This is a genomic window from Arthrobacter sp. FW306-2-2C-D06B, from assembly GCF_021789175.1.
GTDB lineage: Bacteria > Actinomycetota > Actinomycetes > Actinomycetales > Micrococcaceae > Arthrobacter.
In genome coordinates this window covers 352102-373790 of the sequence record NZ_CP084560.1, presented here as the reverse complement: position 1 = coordinate 373790, position 21689 = coordinate 352102, and the positions used below count along the sequence as shown (strand labels likewise).

Below are 21689 nucleotides of genomic sequence, written 5' to 3'. Positions count from 1 at the left end.
TTTCTGTCAGACGATCATTGCCGCGCTAAAGGGCGTTGTTTGACTGGTCCTCCCCTTCATTCTGCAGTTTGCCCTTGCCGTGCTGGCCTTCCTGGTCATCATTAGGCGCGACGGACACGCTGCCGTTTGCCGAGACCAGGACTGACACAAACGTCGGCGAGCTGGTGCCGGCAAAAGTGAGTCGGCCGATGTAGGAACCCGGCGTCAGGTTGTTCCATGCGAAGGTGAGCTTCCCGGATTTGCCGTTCTTTATCTTGATCGGGTTGGGCGTGACCGTGGCGTTGCCTTGGTTTGCGCCCAGGATTGCCGCATCAACGCTGGCCTTGGTGGGCCGGTTGTTAGGGCTGGCATACAGGTTCGCGATGATGGTGTATGTCCCAGGCTGCGGGTTGTCGAGCGAGAGCGACTCACTTGCGCTCGGTGTCGCTGCCGTGAACAGCTGACCCGACGGCGACAGAACATACAGATCGAAATCCGCGGTGGGATCGGAAGAAATTACCGAGAATTTCGCGAACGCTGTTCCGGGGGGAACCGTGGCGGTCTTGACGAAGTTCGAGGCGTCGTTCGCAACAGCCACGGGACCTGGAACAAGCTCCGCGGCCGAGGAATCAGCCTTGGAGAGGCCGTCGATGGTCACAGCCGTGGGCGAATCGGAACCGGAGACGATGTTGATGTCCGCCGAGCCGCTTGCCTGCTGGGACGTGAAGGCGACGCTCTTGGAGGCCAGCACCGACTGCGGACGGACCGCAATCGGAGAGACCACCGACTTATTGGCGCCTTCCCACTTCAACGATCCCATCGCGAAAGTACCCAGTGGCGCGCTCTTGTTTTCGAAGGTCACTGTGAAGGTCTTCTTCTGGCCCGCGTCTTTGAAATTCAGCACGGACGGGGTGACCTTGACGTCAACGCCAGGGACGTTGACTGTGGCCCGGTACTGTCCCGGGGTCAGCGCGGTGACGGTGCGGGTGACCTCGATTTTGCCCGCGAGGTTACCCAGGGCGAACGACGGAAGGTTCATGTCGCGCGGCAGTGTCGAGCCAAGTCCCGGCTTGCCGAGATCGACGCCGGTGCCCTGGATGAACTTCAAGTAGTCCTCGGTTCCGGCATCGTAGACCAGGCCCGGCTCCAGCACGCTGGCAGGGTTCATCTCTCCTGCACCGGTAGCGAAGACGTCCTGGTTCTTGCTTCCATCGGCGAGCTTGACGTCACTCGCCGTCGTCATCATGGCCGACTTGACCATCGCCGGTGACCAATCGGGATTCTTCGCCAGGATCAAGGCCCCGAAACCTGCAATGTGCGGGGACGCCATCGAGGTACCGGACATGAATCCGTACTCATCACCCTTGCTGCCGATCGGCGAAACACCTGCGAGCACCGCAACGCCGGGAGCCGAGACGTCCGGCTTGAGGAGATCCGAATCCGTGGCGAGGAGCGGGCCGCGGGAAGAGAATCCGGCGATCTGCGGCTGGGCCTCGAGCGGAAGACCGGTGGTGTCGTGGTCAACGAGCGAAACAGTAAGCCCCGGGTTTGCCGCGACCTTGTCCTTGATGGCTTGCGATGCCGGAGGATTCACATGGACGGTGGGCACCGCGTGCTTGTCGGTGTCCAAGGAGGAGCTGGCGAGGTTCACGAGGATCATGCCCACGCCGCCACCGCGGAGCACCTCGGCGCTCTTGGCGACTCGGTCAACCACCCCACGGTCACACACCACTACTTTGCCGGCGATTTTCGCCGGGTCCAGGGACCCAGGCGCGCAGAGTGCTGCGTTACCGGCACCGGAGGCTGCGTTTGCGGAGAGCACGACGCCGGCCCCGCTCACCTGGTGGTTCATGATGCTCGCTCCGCGGAACTTGGTGCCGTCGGAGAATTCGACGGTTCCCTGGAGCTCCTGGGAGAAGGAGGTAGCCGCAACCGTGGTCATCCAGGGTGCGCCGTGGTTGACGGTGCTGGCCTGCGGACCGGAGTTACCGGCGGACGCTGCCACAAAGATCCCGGCCGACGCAGCAGAGAGGAACGCGAGCGAGACAGGGTCGGTGGTGGTGTCCGTCGCGCCGGAAATGGAGTAATTCAGGACGTCCACGCCGTCGGCAATAGCCTGGTCAATGGCGGCGATGGCCGCGGAACTGTAGCAACCGCCCGTATTGGGGTCGGTGTCTTCCCAGCAGACCTTGTAGATGGAGAGCTTGGCAGCTGGTGCCACTCCGCTCGTCTTGCCGAAGCTACGGCCATCCACGAACGTTTCCACACCGGAGTTGCCTGCGGCTGTGCTGGCCGTGTGTGTACCGTGGCTCACGACGTCGATGGGTGAGATCTGTTCCTGGGGAGCCCGCTGGGCTGGCGGAACCGTCTGGATGAAGGCGTCCGCGAAGTAGTGGGCGGCCAGGACTTTGGAATTGCAGGCAGTTCCGTCAAACGCTGCCCCGGTGTCCGTGCCCTTCTGGCACTCGCCTATGAAAGTATCTCCATTGGCCTTCAGCATGGCGATCTTGCCGTCACCCGTGCGGTACGGGACGCCAACTTGGGGGTCCCCGACCAGCGGCTGGACAGGATCGCCGGCGAAAAACTTGCTTGTGGGCGTGTAGCCGGTGTCGATGACGCCCACCACGGTCCCCTTGCCGGCCTGGTCCTGGCCGCCGAACTGGGTGTTCCACGCGCCGTTCGGTCCGCTGAGGTTGAGGAAATCGGTGGTGGAGTAGTCGGGAGCGGACTGCGTGTCCGGGGCTACGAGGAGAACATCGGGGTTCTTCGCGAGATTGACGGCCTGGTTCGCGGAGAGGGTGGCGCTGAAGCCGTTGATGGCTGTGGTGTAGTCGCGATTGATGCTCACGCTCTGCTGCTTGGCCACGTCCTGCTGCTTCTGCTGCAAGTGGGCCTGGTACTGCTTCACTTCGGCCCTGCCGACGTCAAGCTTCTTGCCGGATTGTGGCTTGGTGGGCACATAGCCGGGCGTTCCGCCGTCGTAAGTGGCCGCTGGCTTCTCTGCCAGCACCACTACGTAGCGGCCATCCTGATAAGACTTGGGGTCGACATTCCGGGCAACCCCCGCAACCGTTGATCCGAAGACCGTTGAGCCGGAAGCGGGCGAAGCATGAGCGGGTGTCAAAGCCACCGAGGAGAGCAGAACCGGTAGTCCGACGGCCAAAGCCGCAGCTTTTCGAAGCCCCCCGCTTCTAATGAAGCTCTTTCCTTGTGAATTCACGAGTGATTGCACCTTTCCGGGCGATCGTGGCGGTCATGTCAAGATCAATCAACTAGGGACGGGCACCGATTGACAGTTCTTGTAATCAGCTAAAGCCCAGCCGTTTCATAGAGTACAGAGTGATAGCTGAATATGACATAGGACACATTTCACGTTTTTTGTCATGTCATTCGGCATCAGAATACATCCGCACGCAGCAGCGGGCACGCCCCCGTCGGAAGGGACGTGCCCGCTGTGCGGATATTCAGATATTGATGACGAAGGCGGTCTTAAAGGAGCCTCAGGCGTGTTGGTACGTCAGGCAATCGGCGGCTTCGGCACCGGGGCCGATCCGGACATCGTGGGCCTCGCACATGAGGTTGTTGTTGTGGGTGCATTCCGAGCGCTGGCAGGCACCCACATGCGCCAGAACTTTGGGAAGTCCTCCCATGAGCCCGGTGTCAATGAAGGTGGCACAGGATGCGTGGTCCGCGGTTCCGCCGATCGTAATCCCGTACGCGGTGCAGCCATGATGGTTGAATCCGCAGCTGCCAACGCTGCATGCGGACACTTCGGCGACGTGTTCGGTCATTGCTCCTCCTGTTGGACGGGGAATTTCCTAGACAGTAATTCCAAGCTACTCCCGAATACGCGCCTTTAACCCGGAGGATTAGCGCATTTGCGCGTACCCTATTGCGCTCCGGACGGTGTCAGCGGCCCGGGACACGCTAAGAATGGGTCCCCCGCAACGCATCGCTGATTTTGGCCCTCGTCGAAGCATCGGGCGGGACGGAAATGCGGTTTTCCCGGGCAGCCCGGTCCGCCATGATCCTTTGGAAAACCACCCTCCCCAGGCCGGCGAAAACAGCGGCAAGGACCACGGGCAAAACCATCGACTTAGCGTTTTCGGCCATGCCGCAATCCTAGTGACGCAACCCACCCTCGGCCAGAGCCGCCGTCGTTCAGTGCCCCGAGCCGCCGTCGGGCATTGAAAACCCCCGACGACGGCGGTGCGCCGCCGCGAATTGGCGCGTACCTTTTGCCTGGTTGCCACCTCTTCACCGATCTCCGGCAAATAGGGTATGTAGCGATTTGGCCGGTAGAATGGGCATGCAAGCTCGCGGAGCGCCCCCCTTATTCCGTAAGACCCTGCCGCTAAACACTGTTGCTGAACGCTGTTTGGAGGCAGTTCCGGCGTGAGACGGCACCACTCCGCGGCAGCCTTTAACCAAGGTTTAACCAACGCTCACGCACAGGAGTTACCGGATGCCCCGGATCGTCGTCGACGTCATGCCCAAGCCCGAGATTCTGGACCCTCAGGGGAAGGCCATCGTGGGCGCACTGCCCCGCCTCGGCTTCACCAGCTTTAGCGCAGTCCGCCAGGGCAAGCGCTTCGAACTGACCGTCGACGGCGAGGTGACCGACGCCATCCTCGCCCAGGCCCGCGAAGCCGCCGAGACCCTGCTGTCCAACCCGGTGATCGAAGACGTCGTCAACGTCGAGGTCGTCGAGGCCTGACATGACTGAACTTCCTTTGATCGGCGGAGCCCCTGTGGCCGTCGAACCCCATTTGCTTGGGGCCAAGATCGGCGTCGTCACCTTCCCCGGTACCCTTGACGACCGCGACGCCGCCCGTGCGGTACGCCTCGCAGGCGGCACCGCCGTCGCGCTCTGGCATGCCGACACGCACCTGGCCGACGTCGACGCCGTCGTCATCCCGGGCGGTTTCTCCTATGGCGACTACCTGCGCGCCGGCGCGATTTCCCGCTTCGCTCCGCTGATGTCCCGCATCATCGATGCTGCCAACAGCGACGCCAAGCTGCCCGTGTTGGGTATTTGCAACGGCTTCCAGATCCTGACCGAATCGCACCTGCTCCCGGGCTCCATGATCAAGAACGACCACTTGAAGTTCTTGTGCCGCGACCAGGTGCTGCGCGTAGAGAACAACACGACCGTGTGGACCTCGGATTACGAGGCAGGCGAGGAAATCACGGTTCCGTTGAAGAACCAGGATGGCCAGTACATCGCTGACGACAAGACCTTGGACTCCCTTGAGGCCGAGGGCCGCGTCGTGTTCCGCTACGTCGGCTGGAACCCGAACGGTTCACGCCGCGACATCGCCGGCATCAGCAACGCCGCAGGCAACGTGGTGGGCCTCATGCCGCACCCGGAGCACGCGGTGGAGCCCGGATTCGGCCCGGAGTCCAACGCCGGCACGGACGGCTTGGGCTTCTTCACCTCCGTCCTGAACAAGATCGTGGGAGGCGCACAGTGACTACCTCAGCCGAAACCGTCGGCAAGAAGTTCAACATCGACACGGTCGAGAACGCGGCCAAGACGCCGGACACCGAGCTTCCCTGGGCCGAACTCGGCCTGAAACAAAACGAGTTCGACGAGGTCGTCAAGGTCCTGGGCCGCCGCCCTACCGGCGCCGAACTCGCCATGTACTCCGTCATGTGGAGCGAGCACTGCTCCTACAAGTCCTCGAAGAACCACCTGCGCCAGTTCGGCGAAAAGGTGACCGAGGAGATGAAAAAGGACATGCTCGTGGGCATCGGCGAAAACGCCGGCGTCACCAACTTGGGCGACGGCTGGGCCGTGACGTTCAAGATCGAGTCCCACAACTCGCCGTCGTTCGTGGAGCCCTACCAGGGTGCCGCAACCGGCATCGGCGGCATTGTCCGCGACATCATCTCCATGGGTGCCCGTCCCGTGGCCGTGATGGATCCGCTGCGTTTCGGCGCCATCGACCACCCGGACACGGCCCGCGTCATGCATGGCGCCGTTGCCGGCATCGGTGGCTACGGCAACTCGCTTGGCCTGCCGAACATCGGCGGCGAAATGGTGTTCGACTCCGTGTACCAGGGCAACCCGCTGGTCAACGCGTTGGCAGTCGGCGTCATGCGCCACGAAGACATCCGTTTGGCCAACGCCTCCGGCAAGGGCAACAAGGTAGTCCTCTTCGGTGCGCGCACCGGCGGCGACGGCATTGGCGGCGCATCGGTGCTGGCCTCGGAATCCTTCGACGACACCAAGCCCTCCAAGCGCCCCGCTGTCCAGGTAGGCGACCCGTTCGCCGAAAAGGTGCTCATCGAGTGCTGCCTGGAGCTGTTCAAGGGTTCGCTGGTTGAAGGTATCCAGGACCTTGGAGCCGCGGGCATCTCCTGCGCCACGTCCGAACTCGCTTCCAACGGCGACGGCGGCATGCAGGTTGAGCTGACCTCCGTGCTGCTCCGCGATCCCACCCTGACCCCGGGTGAAATCCTGATGTCCGAGTCGCAGGAACGCATGATGGCGGTTGTCACCCCTGAGAACATCGCCGCTTTCGAAGCGGTCATGGACAAGTGGGCAGTGGAGTACTCGTGGCTGGGCGAAGTGACCGACACCGGCCGCCTGATCATCACGTGGGAAGGCGAAGTCATTGTCGACGTCGACCCGCGCACCGTTGCCCACGATGGTCCGGTCTACGACCGCCCGTTTGCCCGCCCCTCGTGGCAGGATTCCGTGCAGGCCGACACCTTCACGGGCTCCGTGCAGGACGCCGGCCGCCCGTCGACTTCCGGGGAGCTGGCCGCTGCCATTACCGAGCTCATTGCTTCACCGAACATGTGCAGCAAGGCCTGGATCACCAAGCAGTACGACCGCTACGTCGGCGGCAACACCGCCATGGCGTTCCCGGACGACGCTGGAGTGGTCCGGGTGGACGAGGAAACCGGCCTCGGCGTGGCCCTGGCTACCGACGCCAACGGCCGCTACACCTACCTCGACCCTTACCACGGTGCACAGTTGGCGCTGGCCGAGGCCTACCGGAACGTCGCCACTTCCGGCGCTGTCCCCATGGCCGTCAGCGACTGCCTGAACTTCGGTTCCCCCGAGGACCCGGACGTCATGTGGCAGCTGGCCGAGTCCATTCGTGGTCTGTCGGACGCTTGCATGGAGCTGGGCGTCCCGGTCACAGGCGGCAACGTCTCGCTGTACAACCAGACCGGTACCGTGCCGATCCACCCCTCTCCCGTGGTTGCAGTGCTGGGCAAGCTCGACGACGTCGCGCGCCGCACGCCGTCCGGCTGGAAGGAAGATGGCCAGGCCATCTACCTGCTCGGCACCACTGCAGCAGAGCTGGACGGTTCGGAATGGTCCAACCTGCGTGGACACCTCGGTGGCTTGCCGCCGAAGGTTGACCTGTCCATCGAGCGCCAGCTGGGCGAAATCCTCATCAACGCTTCGCGCGACGGCATGATCGACGCCGCGCACGACCTCTCCGAGGGCGGCCTTGCCGCTGCGCTGGTGGAGTCCGCACTTCGCTACGGCGTGGGCGCCCGGATTGCACTGGACGAACTCGTGGAGCGCGACGGCGTGGACCTGTTCACCGCATTGTTCTCCGAGTCCCAGGGCCGGGCCATCGTGTCCGTTCCGCGCTCCGAGGAAATCCGCTTCAAGGACATGTGCACCGCCCGCGGCTTCGCCCACCTCCGGATCGGCGTCGTCGACGCTGCAGGCGGCAAGCTGGAGATCAACGGCGTGGACGAGCTCTCCTTGGACGCGCTCAACGAAGCCCACGAGGCCACCCTGCCGAAGTACTTCGGCTAACCCCACCGGGCGTCACCATCGATTGCTCCGTAACTGCCGTTTTGACTATTCAGAACGACAGTTGCGGAGCAATCGTTTTTAAGGACTGGTGGAACGCCAACCGGCTTGGACCAGTGCCGTCCGGATCTTCGCCACGGCCGACCTGGCATCGTTGAACATGTGGCGCTTTGAGATCCGGACCTCCGTCCAGCCCAGCGCCTCATACCGCTCCGAGCGGCTAATGTCCCGCACCACTTGTGCTTCGTTGCCGTGGCCCTCGCCCTCGTACTCGATGCCGATCCTGTATTTCTTGTATGACAAGTCAGGCTGCAGGAACCTCCCGCCGTCCCTGGCCTCAACCGGCACGTTGAGTTCGGGTTCGGGTAATCCTGCTCTCGCGATGGCCAACCGGAGCAAGGATTCCTGCGGGGAATCGGAGCCCACACGAATCAGCCGGATGGCCTCCTTGGCTTTGCGCAGGCCGCGCTTGCCCTTGTGGCGATCGATCATCCGCTGAAGATCCGCGAGAGTGCACAACGGCGTGTCTCGCCCTTCGAATTCAACCCGCGGCCTCCGCACACAGCTGTCCCCCATGACCACCAATTCGTCCACGGTCAGCATCTCGGCCATGTCCAGCCAAGTGCGCTCCACGGTGGTGACAGCGACGCCGTCAACCGTCGTGACCTCGTCCTCATAGAGCTTCATGCGGTGGACGACGACATGTGGACGGTTGAGGTGTGCTGCACCCTCCGGTCTAATCACGTGGAACATCTGTGTTGGCTCCTTCTGGCGACGCCGCGGCAGATCAAGAAGCTCTGCCGCGGTGAGGTGGGATGCGGCGCATCGCTCATTGACCTCGACGAAAGGGCGCACACGGACGGACAAGGGGAGCTCCGCCGTCGGGCGCTCCGAACGGATCCCCTTACCGAGTCTCTTCAGAGAGCCGTGCCGCAGACGCCTGGCACTGACACCCTCCCGGGCCGCCTCGGCGATAGTGAACGGCCGCGTCTCGAGGCTCACGGGGAGGCGACGCGGGGTTTTCATGACCCCATCAGAGCAGAAAACGACCAACCTCGCAGAAGTTATCCACAGCCTCCATCGATTGCTCCAGAACGGTCGTTTTGAGCCCTCAAAACGACGTTTACTCAGCAATCGATGTGAAAAAGGGGTCAGTCTTCGCTGTGGAGGTCCCGGCGTCGGGCGCTCAGCAGCTCGAGTTCGGGGCGCGCGGCAACGAAGCGTTCGACGGCGTCGAGCACCTCCACGAGATGCGCCCGGTCTGCTGCCACTGCGCCTGCGCCGATGAGGACGCGCCGATGCTGGTCCAAGTGCCCGGTCTCGGCGGCAGAGACCTCGAAACGCCGTTTCAACTCGGCGATCAGCGGGCGCACGAGAGAGCGTTTCTCCTTGAGGCTGTGCACTTCGCCCAGGAGGATGTCGAACTCGATCCACGCGATCCACATGCGCCCATCGTATCCAGTAGTCGCGTGCCCTCCCGCTTGGGAGCCCACGGTGGCAAGATGAGGACAGACCAAAGGAGCTCCATGGGCGCGGACGATCATATGAACAAAGCTGGCAATGCGGTGTCCCGGGGCGCCGATTCGGTGGGAGATGCCGTAGACGACGCCAAGGATTCACCGGCTGTCCGGGTCGTGGCGCGGGCAGGCTTCGTTGCCTTAGGGCTGATACACCTTCTGATCGGGATCATCGCCCTCGGGATCGCGCTGGGCTCGTCCGGCCAAGCCGACCAAAGCGGCGCGGTCGGCCAGATGGCCGCCACGCCCGGCGGCGCCGTTCTTTTGTGGGCGGGGCTGATCGCCTGCGGTGTCCTCGCGCTCTACATGGCGAGCGACGCCGTGATGGGGTGGAGCGGGGGCAGCTCGAAGCCCTGGATGAACCGGCTCAAGGCGGCTGGACAGGCAATCGTCTTCGCTGTGGCCGCGGTGACTTTCGGCAGTTTTGCGCTCAGCCGTCCAAGCAGCAGCAGCGAGAAATCCCGTTCGACCAGCGCAGACCTCATGTCCAGCACTCCCGGCACCGTCCTCCTGGTGATCATCGGGGTGGCGCTGCTGGCAGCCGCCGGCACCTACGTCTTCATGGGGATCACACGCAAGTACGAAAAGAACCTGAGGGGAAAACCGTCCGGGGCCTTGGGAGATGCGTTTACGATACTCGGCGTGGTGGGCTATTGCGCGAAAGGGGTGGCGCTCGGCGCCGTCGGCTTGCTCATCCTGATCGCCACAGCGGCGCACGACCCCTCCCAACAAGGCGGCCTCGACTCGGCACTCAAAGCCTTCCTGAAGCAACCCTTTGGCGGATGGGTGCTGGGGTTCGTCAGCCTCGGACTCATGGCCTACGGTATCTATTCCTTGTTCCGTTCCCGTTACCAGCGGCTCTGACGCGGGCCGCGCCGGTTGGCACGGAGCAGCACCTAGAAACGCCCGACGGCGGCCCTCACCAATGGTGGGAACCGCCGTCGGGCGCTTTTTAGCTCGGCCGTGCTATTTGGAAGTGCCTTGCGACACCGAACCCTGAAGCTGGCGCTGGAAGATGACGTAGACGATCAGGACCGGAACCACCGTGACTGTGACGGCCGCGAACAGGGCGCCGAAGTCCACGGCATAACCCATTTGGCCGGCAAAGGCGGCCAGTCCTTGGGATAGCACGCGGGGCCCTGCCGCGTTGATGGCCACCGGAATCAGGAACTGGTTCCACAAGCCCAGGAAGTTGAAGATGGCAACCGAGGCGAGTCCCGGCTTGGCCATCGGCAACATGACCTGGAAGAACGTCCGCCACTCGCCGGCCCCATCCAGGGCAGCCGCTTCCGTGATTTCGTGAGGGAGCGACTTGAAGAAGGAAAACAGAAAGAAGACCGTGAACGGCAGCGCGAAGCCGACGTACACCAAGGTCAAGCCCGGCAGGGTGTTCAGGAGGCCGATTCTCTTCATGACGAAGAACAAAGGCACCATGGCGAGGAAAATCGGGAACGTGAGCCCGGCCAGCATGAGGTAGTAGATCGCTTTGCTTCCGAAGAAGACATAGCGCGCCAGGACGTAGGCGCACATGGCTCCGAGGACCATGACTATCACCAAGGCTGACCCCACCACAATCACGGAGTTGAGGAAGTAGCTTCCGATCCCTGCCTCGGTCCAGGCCTTGACGTAATTGTCGAAGCGCCATTGGGAGGGCAAGGCGAATGGCGAAGCGAAGATCTCGCTGGAGGTCTTGAAGGAGGACATGAAAGTCCACAACAAGGGCAGGATCACGATGAGCGACCAGATAGTCAGTGCCGTATGGGAAACGGCACCCACTACCTTGTCTCCGGGAGTCGTGGCCGGTTTGCGCGGGTTGAAGTGCAGCGACTTCATTTCCTGGCTGGCAATTTTGGTAGTCATCAGAGGGACACATCCTTGTCGCCACCAGTGAGCCTGTTGACCAGGAACACGAGGCCGGAGAAGATCAGGGTGGCTACGGCCAGCACAACGCCCATGGCACTGGCCAGTCCGAACTGGCCCTTGGTGAAGGCGGTGAAGAAGAGCTGCTGGGACATCACCAGGGTGGAGTTGTCCGGGCCACCGCCGGAGTTCAGGGCTGCCATATAGACGAAGGCATCCAGCGCCAAAATGCCCATGTAGATGTAGGCCGTCTGGATGTTGTCCCGGATCAGCGGGATGGTGATCGACACGGCAGTGCGGAAACGCCCCGCCCCGTCAATCCGGGCGGCCTCAAACAGCTCGGCAGGGATACCTTTAATGCCCGCCACGAAAAGCACCATGTAGAAGCCGATGAAGCCCCACACGATCACGAACATCGTGGCGATCATGGCCGTGTTCTTATCCCCGAGCCAAGCGTAGGACTTGAACTGGTCCATGCCGAGGGAAGTGAGGATGCCGTTCAGGAGGCCACCCGAGGGATCGTAGATCTGGCCCCACATGATGCCGATGGCAATCGCCGGAATCGTGTAGGGGAAGAAAGAGACAACCCGGTAGAAGCTGGAATTACGCAGGCCCTTGATCTGGCCCTTGCTGCTGCCGCCCACGGTCACCAACGTTGCCAGCACAAGGCTGAGAATGATGGTGATGATAGGCAGGCAGATGACCAACAGGATGTTGTTCCCCATGGCCTTCATGAAGATGTCATCCGTGAAGAGCTTCCGGTAGTTCTCAAGTCCGATGAAGTTCTGGTCAGGCGAAAAACCGCTCCAGTCCGTCAGGGAGTAGCCGAACGCCTGGATGAAGGGCCAAATCACAAACAGAAGGTAGATCGCCAGGGGCAGGCCCAGGAAGACCACGAAGAAACTGACCTTGTCGAAAGTCAAGGGCTTGCGCCGCCTCTTGTAGACGGGTGGTGCGGTATCCGGAACGACGGCGGCGGACGCGCCGCCGTCGATCCGGAGTGTTTTTGCTTTCACTGAAGTCACTTCACTTCAATCTTCTTGACCGAGCTGTCGTTACGGACCTTGTCGGTGATCTTTTGCAGGTCCGACGTCAGCGTGGCGACGTCGGACTTTCCATCGAGGAACGTGTTCCACACAACCAGCTGGTCCTTGTTGGTGCCATAAAGGTCAATGAAGTTCCAGGTGTAGATATTGTCGCCCGCGTCGCTGAGCAGCTTGGTCTGGGAGACCAAAGCCGTGGAGCCGAACCCGTCGGAGGGAACGGTGTCCTTGACGATGGTGGGCGCCAGCTTGGTCTTGGCGAAGTTGGTGGCAGCGTCCTTGGACAGCATGACGCGGAGCAATTCCTTGCCGCCCGGCACGTTCTTGCCCTGCGAAGGAACCACGAAGGGTTCGCCCGCTGCGCTGTGCAGTGACGCGTACGGCAGTTTGGAACTGGTGGTCACCGACGGGACGGGCGCACCGGTCATCTTGAAACCGGACTTCGTCTGGTCCTTCATTTCGTTTTCGATCCACGAACCGGACGGGTAGAACACTGCTTCCTGGGCGTTGCTCCACTGTGCCTGTGCTGCCGTGAACTGGGTGCCTGAACCGCCGGGCTTGAAGTGGCCTGCCTTGACGATCTTGTTCAGGGCGGTAAAGACGCTCTGGAGTGCAGGATGTGACCAGCAATCTGCCTTGAGGTTTTCCAAACCTAGGCGGACGTCGTGTCCGCCTTCCTTGATGGCGGAAGAGATAGCCATTTCCTGGTAGTACGTGGCGGCTTCCTTGCCCCACACGAACAGGTATTTGCCCTTGGCCTTGGCCTGCTCGCCGAGTGCGTACATCTCGTCCCAGGTCTTGGGAACGGACCAGCCGTTGTCCTTGAGCAGGGCGTCGGAGTACCACATTGCGTAGACGGTCAGGACGTAGTTCAAGGCCGCCAACTTGCCTTCGAAGGTACCCGGAGCGAGGACTCCGCCGTAGAGGGTGTCCTTGATGACCTTGCCCTCGAGGTTCTTTGCGTTGACTACGCTGGTGAGGTCTTCGAGCTGGGCCAGGATGGTGCTGAACCCGATGGCCTTGGCTCCGGAGTTGTCGATTAGGTCCGGCGGGTTGCCGCCGACGAATCGCGGCTGGAGCTCCTGCGCGATGTCCGTGGACGGGGAAATCTTTGCTGTGGAACCGGAATGCGCGTTTTCGAAGCCCTTGCCGGCGAAGTCGACGTAGTCGATTCCATACCCGCCCTTGAAGATCACGGCGTCAACAGTGGACTTGTCTGCCATGCCGAACGGATTGGTATCCGAAACGGTCCCCGTTGGACCAGTGGTTCCTCCGCCGCCACCCCCCGCGCATGAGGCGATCGAACCGGCCATCGGCACAAGTACTGCCGCGGCAAGCGCGCCGCGGAGGAAACCGCGGCGTGCAAAAGACTGCTGCTGAACGTTCATCCTAAAACCCTCCAGAGACTCGTAGTACCGAACTTTGACGGCGCCTCGGCCGGCAGTCGATCGGTCCGGGCACCGCCGCTGCGACGCGCCCTTCGTGTGACATACTTCACCACGAGTGATTGAAAAGCAATATTTGAGGGTACTTTCGATCAACTTTTGTCAAAATGTGATCTGACGATCCTGCCGCCCGATGGGGTCATTTGGGTGCTTTAACCCCGTAAATTCAGGGATTTTGCGCACTGAGCGATGGCCTCGCGCGCCCATTGCTGCTGTTGCTCGGTTCCTACCCGCTCGGCCCACTGCTCAGCGAGCTGGAATTCCACCATCGCCTCGGTGCGGCGACCGTCGTCGTACATCGCCCAACCGAGGTTGTTGTGCAGGGAAACCATCCACCGTTTGGTGCGCGAATCGTCGACGGCGGAAGCATACTCAAGCGCGCTGCGCGTCCATGATTCCTGGTGGCCGGAGTCCGCGATGGCCAGCATATGAAGTGCGTCCACGGCGAGGAAATCTTCGCCTAAGAGGTCGCCCATCTCGGCGGCCTGCTCGAAGAGCGGAACGGCCATGGCAGGGTGGCCGGCGGAGTTGAGCAGGCGGCCCCGCTCCAGGAGGATCCGCACCGCAATGGTGGGCTCCTCTTCGGCGTCAATACCGTCCAAGAGAGCGTCCGCTTCCTCGAAGCGGCCCTGCAGGCCGATCGCCCGGCCCAATTGGGTGGCGAGCTCGGCCCGCTCAAAGGCATCGTAGGCGGGATCCGCCATGGCTTCGCGGAATCGGGCTTCCGACAACGCGGGGTCCTCAAAATTCCATAGCTCATCGAGGGTCTTTTGTTCCAGCATCTGGCTCCTCCTGATTGCTTCGAGGCGATGGAAGGTGCGGTCCACTCACAATCTAGCCGAAGCAGCAGACGGGGTCCGCGTGTCAGTCCTTGGCGAGCCGGGCCCAGCCCAGCTGCTCCTGCTGCTTGCGGTTCAATGAGGAGACCACCAGGTCATAGGAATCCTCCACCATGTCCCGGACCATGGAGTCAGGGAGTGCGCCGTCCAGGCGCACGCCATTCCAGTGCGTCTTGTTCATGTGCCAGGCGCCGGTGATTTCCGGATGGGCCGAGCGAAGTTGCACGGCCAAGGCGGGGTCGCATTTGAGGCTCACTGCCAAGTTCTGATCGTCCATGGCAGATGCGGCGAACATCTTGCCTTCCTGCTTGGATCCGCCGGACACAGCGGACCGGACTTTGAAAACCGAGGTTTCCGGGCCGAACGGGAAGTCTTCATAGGTCCCAGGGAAGGCAAGGCAGATTTGGCGGAGTGTGGCAGCGTCCATGTAGCGAGACTAGCGGAGTGCGACGACTAGCGGACCTACCGCCTCACGCAACGTCCAGGAAGTCCTCGAGGAGCACCACTTCCAGGCCGGCAGCCACTTGCGCCGAGCGGAACGCCTCGAAGTCCGCCGCGAATTCGGGGCGGAAGTGCATCAGGACGATGTCGCCGGGTCGGAGGGAATTGCCGTACTGGTAGTCCATGCGCCCGGCATTGGCCTTGGCCTCCCACGTAACGATCGCCTTCAAGCCGGCGGCGGCCACGGCTTGGCGCATCGCGGTTGAGTAGGCACCACCAGGTGGCCTGAACAGGGTGGGCTTGCGACCGTACTGCTGGAAGGCGAAATCCTGCATGCCTGCGATGTCGTCAAGCTGACGCTGGTAGCCCCATTGCGTGGTCATGTTGACGTTGTGGCTGACCGTGTGGTTTTCAACCAGGCTCCCCTGCGCCATGAACGCCTTGAAGAATGCGGGGTTGTCGCGGACCGTGTTGCTCGTCAGGAACAGGGTGGCCGGGTAGCCGTTCTCCGCGAGGAGCCTGACGCTTTCCGGTGACTTGACCAGTCCGTCGTCGATCGTGAGGAACACCACGGGATGTTTGGTGGGGATTTTGGTGATCACGGGAGCCAGTCCGCCTTGGATAGGCGGCAGCGTGAAGTCCGGGACGAAGGGATTCCGGAGCCGCCCAGGGCCGGCGGGGCTTGGCGTGGGACTCGTCGCGGCGCTTGCGGACGTCGACGGCGAGGGACCCGCAGCGCCGGGGGTCGCCGTCGGGCTTTCTGGAGACGGGTTTCCCGGGACCGCACATGCCCCCAGCCCAGCCACGAGGGAAGCCCCGAGGAAGCCTAGCGCGGTGCGTCGGCTGGCGGTGGAGCGGTGGTCGTCACACATGGGAATTCCCTGGTCTCGAAAAGGTGATTGCCCCCGAAACATACCAGCGGACGGTTAACGGAAAACGACGGCTAGATGCCGCTCCGCCAGCCCATCTGTGCCGGACAAGCGTTCATGACGACGTCCAGGCCCGCAGCTTTGGCCCGTTCCGCTGCGTCCTCGTCAATTACTCCGAGCTGGAGCCACACGGCTTTCGCTCCCACGGCAATCGCTTCGTCCACTACGGCGCCGACGCGCGAGGAGTTCACAAAGCAGTCGACCACGTCGATCGGCTGCTTCTCGAACGGAACGTCGGCAAGGAATTTGTACCCGGTTTCACCGTGGACGTCTTCGCCTTTTTGGTTGATCGGGATGATCTCCATGCCCATCGTGTCGCGAACGTAGAGAGCTACCTCGAACGCAGAGCGCCACTCATTCGTGCTGAGTCCCACGATTGCCCAGCGTCCCTTTGTTCGCATAAGCCGGTCAATGACTGCCGGATCGTTGACGTGTGTCATAGCTTCAGCCTACTAGCGGGACAGCAGTCCAAGGAGCCAACGCAGCGACGGCCCGGCAGGCTTCAGGGACACGTCGTCCTGGGCGTTCTCGACTGCTTGCTGCACCCCGTTTTGGAGGTCCTTCGCCGCCGGGGCCGATGGGATGGCCGGCTTGGGCTGTGGGGGGATTCCCTGCGAGTCGGTCCTAGGCTCGGTGTGCGGTTGCCTCGGCGCTTCGGATTGCTCGTCGCTTGGCCGGCCTGCCGGGGCCGGAACGGCCGCTGGGGCTACCGGCTCGTGCGCTGCCTCACCAGTGCCGGCCGGGGCCGGAGACACTGGGTCCGCCGACGGGCCTGCCACTGGTGGCACCGCCGGCGGCAGGTCGGCGGGAGCAGGATGGGTCGTGACTTTCGGGGAGTCCTGGGCGGGGGCTGGAGGTACCAGCGACGGCGGAGCTGTGGTCCAAGCGGGCGCCCAGCCAGAGATCAGCGTCTGCATGAACTCCGGGGTACCCTTGCTGAATCCGCCGCTAGCCGCCGCAACGCCACCAACACCCAGGCCCATGGCGGTCAGGACGGCGGCACCAATGACGGCGGGGCGATGCTTGCGCAACTGACGCCGCCTGCCGAGCTCGTCGTAAGGAAGATTGTTTGCAGAATCGCCCGCTGCCGAGCCAGCCAGCATCGCCGCGAGTGCGGGACCTGGGACCGGCGCGGGCATGGACGCGAAGGACTCCATTGCATACAGCGAATCCGTGAGTTCGGGGGCGTCCGTGAGGCCAGCCTCAAGCATGAGCTCGAGGATGATCGCGTCGCGGTCAATGTCCTTGCAATCCCAACGCATCATGGGGCCACGTATTCCTTTACTACCGAGTGCTCGCGGAGTGCATTCAACGCCCGGCGCTGCAATTGCTTGACTGCGCCTTGGCTTTTCCCCATGATTTCGGCTGCTTGGTCCACAGTCAGACCGGCAACAATGCGAAGCGCCAAGACTTCCCGCTGATCTTCCCGAAGGAGATCCAGCAGCGCCATGACTTCGCCTGGCGCCACACGGTCCATCGCTTCGGCTTCCGCCGAACTCGATTGGCGCGTGTCACGCTCAGGTTCAAACTCGTGGTGCTCGGGCGCCCTGCTTTGCCGTCGGTGATCATCCACCATCCGGGCGTGGGCCACCGAGAAGACGAAGGTCCGCAGACCGCTGACGCCGCCCGTGATCGTCTCAACGCGCGGCAGGACGGCAAGAAAGACGTCCTGAGTGACGGCTTCGGGATCCGAAACACCTTTGGCTGTCAGGTAGCCGAGCACCTGGCCCGCAAAGGCCTGGTAGACGGCGCTGAACAGTTCAGCCTCCCGGCCGCGAAGGGCCAGCAATGCTGCATCGGTCAAGGCGTCGGTCACTGAAGCGTGGCTTTCGTTGGGGAGCGAATGTCCGGATCCAAGCGAGATCCTCGGTACCGCCCGAGCGCTGCAGGGCCGGGCAGCCTCACCTAGCTTAACCGCTGCTCCCGCTATGCCCAAGGACCAGCCTTCGGTTCCGGAGGCTTGCCTCTCCCGGACTTTCTGCACATCCACGAAACCCCTTCAGACATGAAAAGGGCCGAGCTGAAACATGATGGGGGACAAATTTCAGCTCGGCCTTTCAAAGAGGTAATCGTCGGGGCGCCCCGAAGGGTTACGCGGATTCCAAAAGTTTTTTTCTGAGGCGTTCTCGGCACCAAATAGCCGTAACGCACGACGGCGGGCCGCCCCCGAAAGGGCCGCCCGCCGTCGTCGTAATCCGACTTTGGTGACTAGTCCTCGATGAGGTCGTGCACCACGATCGTCTGGTCCCGGTCCGGGCCGACGCCGATCGCGGAGAAGCGCGTACCGGAGAGCTTCTCGAGGGCCAGCACATATCTGCGGGCGTTCTCGGGGAGGTCTTCCAACGTCTTGGCGCCGGTGATGTCCTCTGTCCAGCCGTCGAAGTACTCGAAGATCGGCACGGCGTGGTGGAACTCGGTCTGGGTCATGGGCATTTCGTCGTGGCGAACGCCGTCGACGTCGTAGGCCACGCAGACCGGGATCTGCTCGATGCCGGTCAGAACGTCCAGCTTGGTGACGAAGTAGTCCGTGAAGCCGTTGACGCGCGATGCGTGACGGGCCAGGACCGCGTCGTACCAACCGCAGCGGCGGGGGCGGCCGGTGTTGACGCCGAACTCGCCGCCGGTCTTCTGCAGGTACATGCCCATTTCGTCGAAGAGCTCCGTGGGGAACGGACCTGCGCCGACACGGGTCGTGTAAGCCTTGATGATGCCGATGGAGCGGGAAATGCGGGTGGGTCCGATGCCCGAGCCCACAGACGCACCGCCGGCAGTCGGGTTGGAAGACGTCACGAACGGGTAAGTGCCGTGGTCGACGTCGAGGAACGTGGCCTGGCCGCCTTCCATGAGGACCACCTTGCCCTCATCCAGTGCGTTGTTGAGGACCAGGGTGCTGTCAATCACCAGCGGCCGCAGGCGCTCTGCGTAGGACAGGAAGTACTCCACGATCTCGTCCACCACCACGTTGCGGCGGTTGTAGACCTTGACCAGGAGCTCGTTCTTTTGGCGCAGGGACCCTTCCACCTTCTGGCGGAGGATCGATTCGTCGAAGACATCCTGGACGCGGATACCCAGGCGGGCCACCTTGTCCATGTAGGCCGGGCCAATGCCCCGCCCTGTGGTGCCGATGGCTCGGCTGCCGAGGAAGCGCTCCGTCACCTTGTCCAACACCTGGTGGTACGGCGCTACGAGGTGGGCATTCGCCGAGACGCGCAAACGGGACGTGTCGGCGCCGCGGGCTTCCAGGCCGTCAATCTCCTGGAACAGCGCCTCAAGGTTCACCACGCAGCCGTTGCCGATGATCGGAATCGCGTTCGGGCTCAGAATGCCGGCAGGAAGGAGCTTGAGCTCATACTTCTCACCGCCCACCACAACGGTGTGCCCAGCGTTGTTGCCGCCGTTGGGCTTGACCACGTAGTCAACGCGGCCACCGAGCAGATCGGTTGCTTTGCCTTTGCCTTCGTCGCCCCATTGGGCTCCGACGATCACGATAGCTGGCATGGGATCCTCCCCCATTCTTTCGGGCCGGTCCTGGCGGGATCACCAAGGCTCAGCGCCGTACATGAGAACGCCCCGAATCTTTCGGCCCTGCCCGCAGACTTTCGCAAAAGTTCACCGGCGAGATCAGCAAGAGTTCCGGGGCTCTTACCAGCCAAGTTTAGCCGATGCGGCTCTTGGTCCTGTTGTCACACGGTCGGAGGACGACATGAAAACAGGCACGGCGCCCTCGAATTTCCCTGTGAGCAGAATGTGAACTCTTCCCAAACAGTACGTTTTGAGCCTCCAAAACGACCCTCGGGCTTCGGGCGAACGGCTACATTCTTTGTGAATCCTTACCCTCAACACACCCAACTGACTCGCATTTGTTGTCGTTATGAGCCCTCTAAACGACAACAAATGCGAGCTAGTTGGGCGGGCACTTCCATGAATCTGAAGGGAAATCCATGAATTTTCGCAACAAGCGGATCCTGTCAACGGCGGGAGTGAGCGCACTCGCAGCGTCCACGATCGCTGCCGGCATGATCGGGTTCGGCATGACGCCGGCCTCGGCCAGTAGTGATCACAAGGAAACCGCGACGCCCATCAAGCACGTCGTTGTAATTTTCGGCGAGAACGTCTCCTTCGACCACTACTTCGCGACGTATCCGCAGGCAGCCAACACGGCCGGCGAAACCCAGCAAGGCAGCGGCGCAGCGGCTCCCGCGTTCACGGCGGCCAAGAACACGCCGAAGAACATCGCCACCCTCGCCAACGACAAGCTGCTGGCGCCCAACAATCCCAACTCGGTCCAGCCCCAGCGGCTGACTCCGGGCCAGGCAATCACGTGCGACCAGGACCACGAATACACCGCGGAGCAGAAGGCCTACAACGGTGGCCTGATGAACAAGTTCGTCGAGAACACCAGCATGGATACCTGTTCAGGTGGCCAGTTCGGCCGTCCCGGACTCACCATGGACTACTACGACGGCAACACCGTGACCGGGATCTGGAACTACGCCCAGAACTTCGCCATGAGCGACTCGCACTTCAGCACGGTGTTCGGCCCGTCCACCCCCGGCGCGCTCAACCTCGTGTCCGGCCAGACCCACGGTGTCACCGAGTTCACTGCCGCCGGACAGCCGGTCAAACCCGCAAGCAGCGACTACACAGTGAAGTTCCCTGACGCCAACGGCGTCGGAACCATGACGGAGGACCCGGATCCGGTCTACGACGACTGCTCCAACAAGAGCCACGCGAGCAAGTACAACCTCGCGGGCATGCAGGGCAAGAACATCGGCGACCTGCTCAACGACAAGGGCGTCAGCTGGGGCTGGTTCCAGGGCGGCTTTGCACCGACGACGCCGGCCACGGACACTACCCCGGCTGCGTGCATGACCACCCACACGAACATCGCGGGTGCCACGGTGACTGACTACAACCCGCACCACCAGCCGTTCCAGTACTACAAGTCAACGTCCAACCCGCACCACCTGGCTCCGGCCAGCGTGGACGAGATCGGACACAACGGCCAGGCCAACCACCAGTACGACACCACGGACTTCGCCAAGGTGGTCAACTCGGACAACATGCCTGCCGTCTCCTTCCTGAAGGCGGGAAACTACCAGGACGGCCACGCCGGCTACTCCGATCCCCTGGACGAGCAGAAGTTCATCACGCAGCAAGTCAACGCCATCCAGAACTCGAAGAACTGGGAAAACACTGCCATCGTCCTCGCCTACGATGACTCTGACGGCTGGTACGACCACGTCGCTGCCGGTGTGAAGAACTCCTCCAACACCACCGACGACGCCGCGTGGTGCCTCAACGCCTACAACAAGGGTGTGCCGATGGCCGGAGGCTATGCCGACCGTTGCGGCCCCGGCCCCCGCCAGCCGCTCGTCGTGATCTCCCCCTTCGCCAAGAAGAACTTCGTGGACCACACCCAGACGGACCAGTCATCCATCCTTCGCTTCATCGAGGACAACTGGCACACCGGCCAGATCGGCGACTCGTCGGCAGACGCCAAGGCCGGCTCCATCAACGCGATGTTCAACTTTGACAACGGGCGGGACGTGAAGCTCATCCTCAACGAATCGAACGGCACCGTGGTTTCCCGGACCAAGGAAAGCGACGACCAGAACGACAACAAGCAGTAGCACGCGCGTCTGAAACGGCACCGTCCCGAACCTATCGGGACGGTGCCGTTTCCGTTAACGCACCGCCGCTTTATCCCGGAACCCGGCTCCCGCCGTCGAGAGACCCAACACAGAAGTCCCGATTCACCCCACAGCTCACCGCCGTTCCGGTAGAGTTAACCAGCCCCCAACACTGCACCCAATCCGACCGGTCGCGGCAAACCGCTCCCGGCTGGAT

At 62.5% G+C, this 21689-nt stretch carries 20 protein-coding genes; 5 read left to right on the top strand and 15 right to left on the bottom strand.

Features of this window, described 5'->3' with window-relative positions:
• Nucleotides 1-25: 25 nt before the first annotated feature.
• The 3 genes from LFT47_RS01835 to LFT47_RS01825 all read right to left on the bottom strand — a co-directional run bounded on the left by LFT47_RS01835 (nt 26) and on the right by LFT47_RS01825 (nt 4092).
• Entirely contained in the window at nt 26-3175 is a 3150-nt protein-coding gene (locus LFT47_RS01835; RefSeq protein ID WP_442863456.1) for a S8 family serine peptidase, read from the bottom strand.
• Nucleotides 3176-3479: 304 nt separating this feature from the next.
• The gene (locus tag LFT47_RS01830; protein ID WP_234752650.1) at nt 3480-3770 is read right to left on the bottom strand and encodes a DUF1540 domain-containing protein; all 291 of its coding nucleotides are present in this window, start codon (nt 3768-3770) and stop codon (nt 3480-3482) included.
• A 136-nt stretch (nt 3771-3906) separates the two neighbouring features.
• Nucleotides 3907-4092: a hypothetical protein gene (locus LFT47_RS01825; protein WP_236814550.1), complete on the bottom strand. Its 186-nt coding sequence runs from the start codon at nt 4090-4092 to the stop codon at nt 3907-3909.
• Between the two features lie 352 nt (nt 4093-4444).
• Between LFT47_RS01825 and purS the strand changes: the two genes are divergently transcribed.
• The 3 genes from purS to purL are packed head-to-tail and all read left to right on the top strand — an operon-like array spanning nt 4445 to nt 7768.
• Entirely contained in the window at nt 4445-4696 is a 252-nt protein-coding gene (gene purS, locus LFT47_RS01820) for a phosphoribosylformylglycinamidine synthase subunit PurS (RefSeq protein WP_028265707.1), read from the top strand.
• Between the two features lies 1 nt (nt 4697).
• Nucleotides 4698-5453, top strand: coding sequence for a phosphoribosylformylglycinamidine synthase subunit PurQ (gene purQ, locus LFT47_RS01815; protein ID WP_236814548.1), 756 nt, complete (start codon nt 4698-4700; stop codon nt 5451-5453).
• Complete coding sequence (purL, locus tag LFT47_RS01810) at nt 5450-7768, top strand: phosphoribosylformylglycinamidine synthase subunit PurL (RefSeq protein ID WP_236814546.1); 2319 nt, start codon at nt 5450-5452, stop codon at nt 7766-7768. Before purQ ends, purL begins: the two co-directional genes overlap by 4 nt.
• A gap of 78 nt (nt 7769-7846) precedes the next feature.
• Here purL and LFT47_RS01805 read toward each other — a convergent pair whose 3' ends face one another.
• Nucleotides 7847-8791 carry a hypothetical protein gene (locus LFT47_RS01805; protein WP_236814545.1) on the bottom strand — a complete coding sequence of 315 codons (945 nt, stop codon included), beginning with the start codon at nt 8789-8791 and terminating at the stop codon, nt 7847-7849.
• Between the two features lie 125 nt (nt 8792-8916).
• Complete coding sequence (locus tag LFT47_RS01800) at nt 8917-9210, bottom strand: DUF503 domain-containing protein (RefSeq protein ID WP_236814542.1); 294 nt, start codon at nt 9208-9210, stop codon at nt 8917-8919.
• Nucleotides 9211-9291: 81 nt separating this feature from the next.
• Here LFT47_RS01800 and LFT47_RS01795 point away from each other — a divergent pair, with 81 nt between their 5' ends.
• Nucleotides 9292-10146, top strand: a complete 855-nt coding sequence (locus LFT47_RS01795) for a DUF1206 domain-containing protein (protein ID WP_236814540.1) — start codon at nt 9292-9294, stop codon at nt 10144-10146.
• A 102-nt stretch (nt 10147-10248) separates the two neighbouring features.
• Here the strand turns inward: LFT47_RS01795 and LFT47_RS01790 are convergent, their stop codons facing one another.
• The 10 genes from LFT47_RS01790 to LFT47_RS01745 all read right to left on the bottom strand — a co-directional run bounded on the left by LFT47_RS01790 (nt 10249) and on the right by LFT47_RS01745 (nt 19337).
• Nucleotides 10249-11142, bottom strand: a complete 894-nt coding sequence (locus LFT47_RS01790; protein ID WP_236814532.1) for a carbohydrate ABC transporter permease — start codon at nt 11140-11142, stop codon at nt 10249-10251.
• A complete protein-coding gene (locus LFT47_RS01785; RefSeq protein WP_236814530.1) occupies nt 11142-12167 on the bottom strand; it encodes a carbohydrate ABC transporter permease in 1026 nt (341 codons plus the stop codon). The genes LFT47_RS01790 and LFT47_RS01785 overlap by 1 nt, the downstream gene beginning before the upstream one ends.
• On the bottom strand, nt 12164-13573 hold the full coding sequence (gene ngcE / locus LFT47_RS01780; RefSeq protein WP_236814528.1) for an N-acetylglucosamine/diacetylchitobiose ABC transporter substrate-binding protein: 1410 nt from the start codon (nt 13571-13573) through the stop codon (nt 12164-12166). The genes LFT47_RS01785 and ngcE overlap by 4 nt, the downstream gene beginning before the upstream one ends.
• Nucleotides 13574-13782: 209 nt before the next feature.
• Nucleotides 13783-14412 (bottom strand): hypothetical protein, encoded by a 630-nt coding sequence (locus tag LFT47_RS01775; protein WP_236814526.1) that lies wholly within the window; start codon nt 14410-14412, stop codon nt 13783-13785.
• An 82-nt stretch (nt 14413-14494) separates the two neighbouring features.
• Complete coding sequence (locus LFT47_RS01770; protein WP_236814524.1) at nt 14495-14896, bottom strand: MmcQ/YjbR family DNA-binding protein; 402 nt, start codon at nt 14894-14896, stop codon at nt 14495-14497.
• A gap of 43 nt (nt 14897-14939) precedes the next feature.
• Entirely contained in the window at nt 14940-15782 is an 843-nt protein-coding gene (locus LFT47_RS01765) for a polysaccharide deacetylase family protein (protein WP_236814522.1), read from the bottom strand.
• A 71-nt stretch (nt 15783-15853) separates the two neighbouring features.
• Entirely contained in the window at nt 15854-16279 is a 426-nt protein-coding gene (locus LFT47_RS01760; RefSeq protein ID WP_236814520.1) for a CoA-binding protein, read from the bottom strand.
• 12 nt (nt 16280-16291) lie between these two features.
• Complete coding sequence (locus LFT47_RS21345; protein WP_272909603.1) at nt 16292-17104, bottom strand: hypothetical protein; 813 nt, start codon at nt 17102-17104, stop codon at nt 16292-16294.
• Complete coding sequence (locus tag LFT47_RS01750) at nt 17101-17655, bottom strand: RNA polymerase sigma factor (protein WP_236814518.1); 555 nt, start codon at nt 17653-17655, stop codon at nt 17101-17103. Before LFT47_RS01750 ends, LFT47_RS21345 begins: the two co-directional genes overlap by 4 nt.
• A 392-nt stretch (nt 17656-18047) precedes the next feature.
• Nucleotides 18048-19337 (bottom strand): adenylosuccinate synthase, encoded by a 1290-nt coding sequence (locus tag LFT47_RS01745; RefSeq protein WP_059388506.1) that lies wholly within the window; start codon nt 19335-19337, stop codon nt 18048-18050.
• 443 nt (nt 19338-19780) lie between these two features.
• Between LFT47_RS01745 and LFT47_RS01740 the strand changes: the two genes are divergently transcribed.
• Nucleotides 19781-21472, top strand: coding sequence for a phospholipase C (locus LFT47_RS01740; RefSeq protein ID WP_236814517.1), 1692 nt, complete (start codon nt 19781-19783; stop codon nt 21470-21472).
• Nucleotides 21473-21689: the final 217 nt, after the last annotated feature.

What these genes read in the sequence shown, in the direction of transcription:
- LFT47_RS01830 (WP_234752650.1), bottom strand. Translation starts at nt 3,770, where the DNA reads ATGACCGAACACGTCGCCGAAGTGTCCGCATGCAGCGTTGGCAGCTGC.
- LFT47_RS01825 (WP_236814550.1), bottom strand. Translation starts at nt 4,092, where the DNA reads ATGGCCGAAAACGCTAAGTCGATGGTTTTGCCCGTGGTCCTTGCCGCT.
- purS (WP_028265707.1), top strand. Translation starts at nt 4,445, where the DNA reads ATGCCCCGGATCGTCGTCGACGTCATGCCCAAGCCCGAGATTCTGGAC.
- purQ (WP_236814548.1), top strand. Translation starts at nt 4,698, where the DNA reads ATGACTGAACTTCCTTTGATCGGCGGAGCCCCTGTGGCCGTCGAACCC.
- LFT47_RS01805 (WP_236814545.1), bottom strand. Translation starts at nt 8,791, where the DNA reads ATGAAAACCCCGCGTCGCCTCCCCGTGAGCCTCGAGACGCGGCCGTTC.
- LFT47_RS01800 (WP_236814542.1), bottom strand. Translation starts at nt 9,210, where the DNA reads ATGTGGATCGCGTGGATCGAGTTCGACATCCTCCTGGGCGAAGTGCAC.
- LFT47_RS01795 (WP_236814540.1), top strand. Translation starts at nt 9,292, where the DNA reads ATGGGCGCGGACGATCATATGAACAAAGCTGGCAATGCGGTGTCCCGG.
- LFT47_RS01790 (WP_236814532.1), bottom strand. Translation starts at nt 11,142, where the DNA reads ATGACTACCAAAATTGCCAGCCAGGAAATGAAGTCGCTGCACTTCAAC.
- ngcE (WP_236814528.1), bottom strand. Translation starts at nt 13,573, where the DNA reads ATGAACGTTCAGCAGCAGTCTTTTGCACGCCGCGGTTTCCTCCGCGGC.
- LFT47_RS01775 (WP_236814526.1), bottom strand. Translation starts at nt 14,412, where the DNA reads ATGCTGGAACAAAAGACCCTCGATGAGCTATGGAATTTTGAGGACCCC.
- LFT47_RS01770 (WP_236814524.1), bottom strand. Translation starts at nt 14,896, where the DNA reads ATGGACGCTGCCACACTCCGCCAAATCTGCCTTGCCTTCCCTGGGACC.
- LFT47_RS01765 (WP_236814522.1), bottom strand. Translation starts at nt 15,782, where the DNA reads ATGTGTGACGACCACCGCTCCACCGCCAGCCGACGCACCGCGCTAGGC.
- LFT47_RS01760 (WP_236814520.1), bottom strand. Translation starts at nt 16,279, where the DNA reads ATGACACACGTCAACGATCCGGCAGTCATTGACCGGCTTATGCGAACA.
- LFT47_RS21345 (WP_272909603.1), bottom strand. Translation starts at nt 17,104, where the DNA reads ATGATGCGTTGGGATTGCAAGGACATTGACCGCGACGCGATCATCCTC.
- LFT47_RS01745 (WP_059388506.1), bottom strand. Translation starts at nt 19,337, where the DNA reads ATGCCAGCTATCGTGATCGTCGGAGCCCAATGGGGCGACGAAGGCAAA.
- LFT47_RS01740 (WP_236814517.1), top strand. Translation starts at nt 19,781, where the DNA reads ATGAATTTTCGCAACAAGCGGATCCTGTCAACGGCGGGAGTGAGCGCA.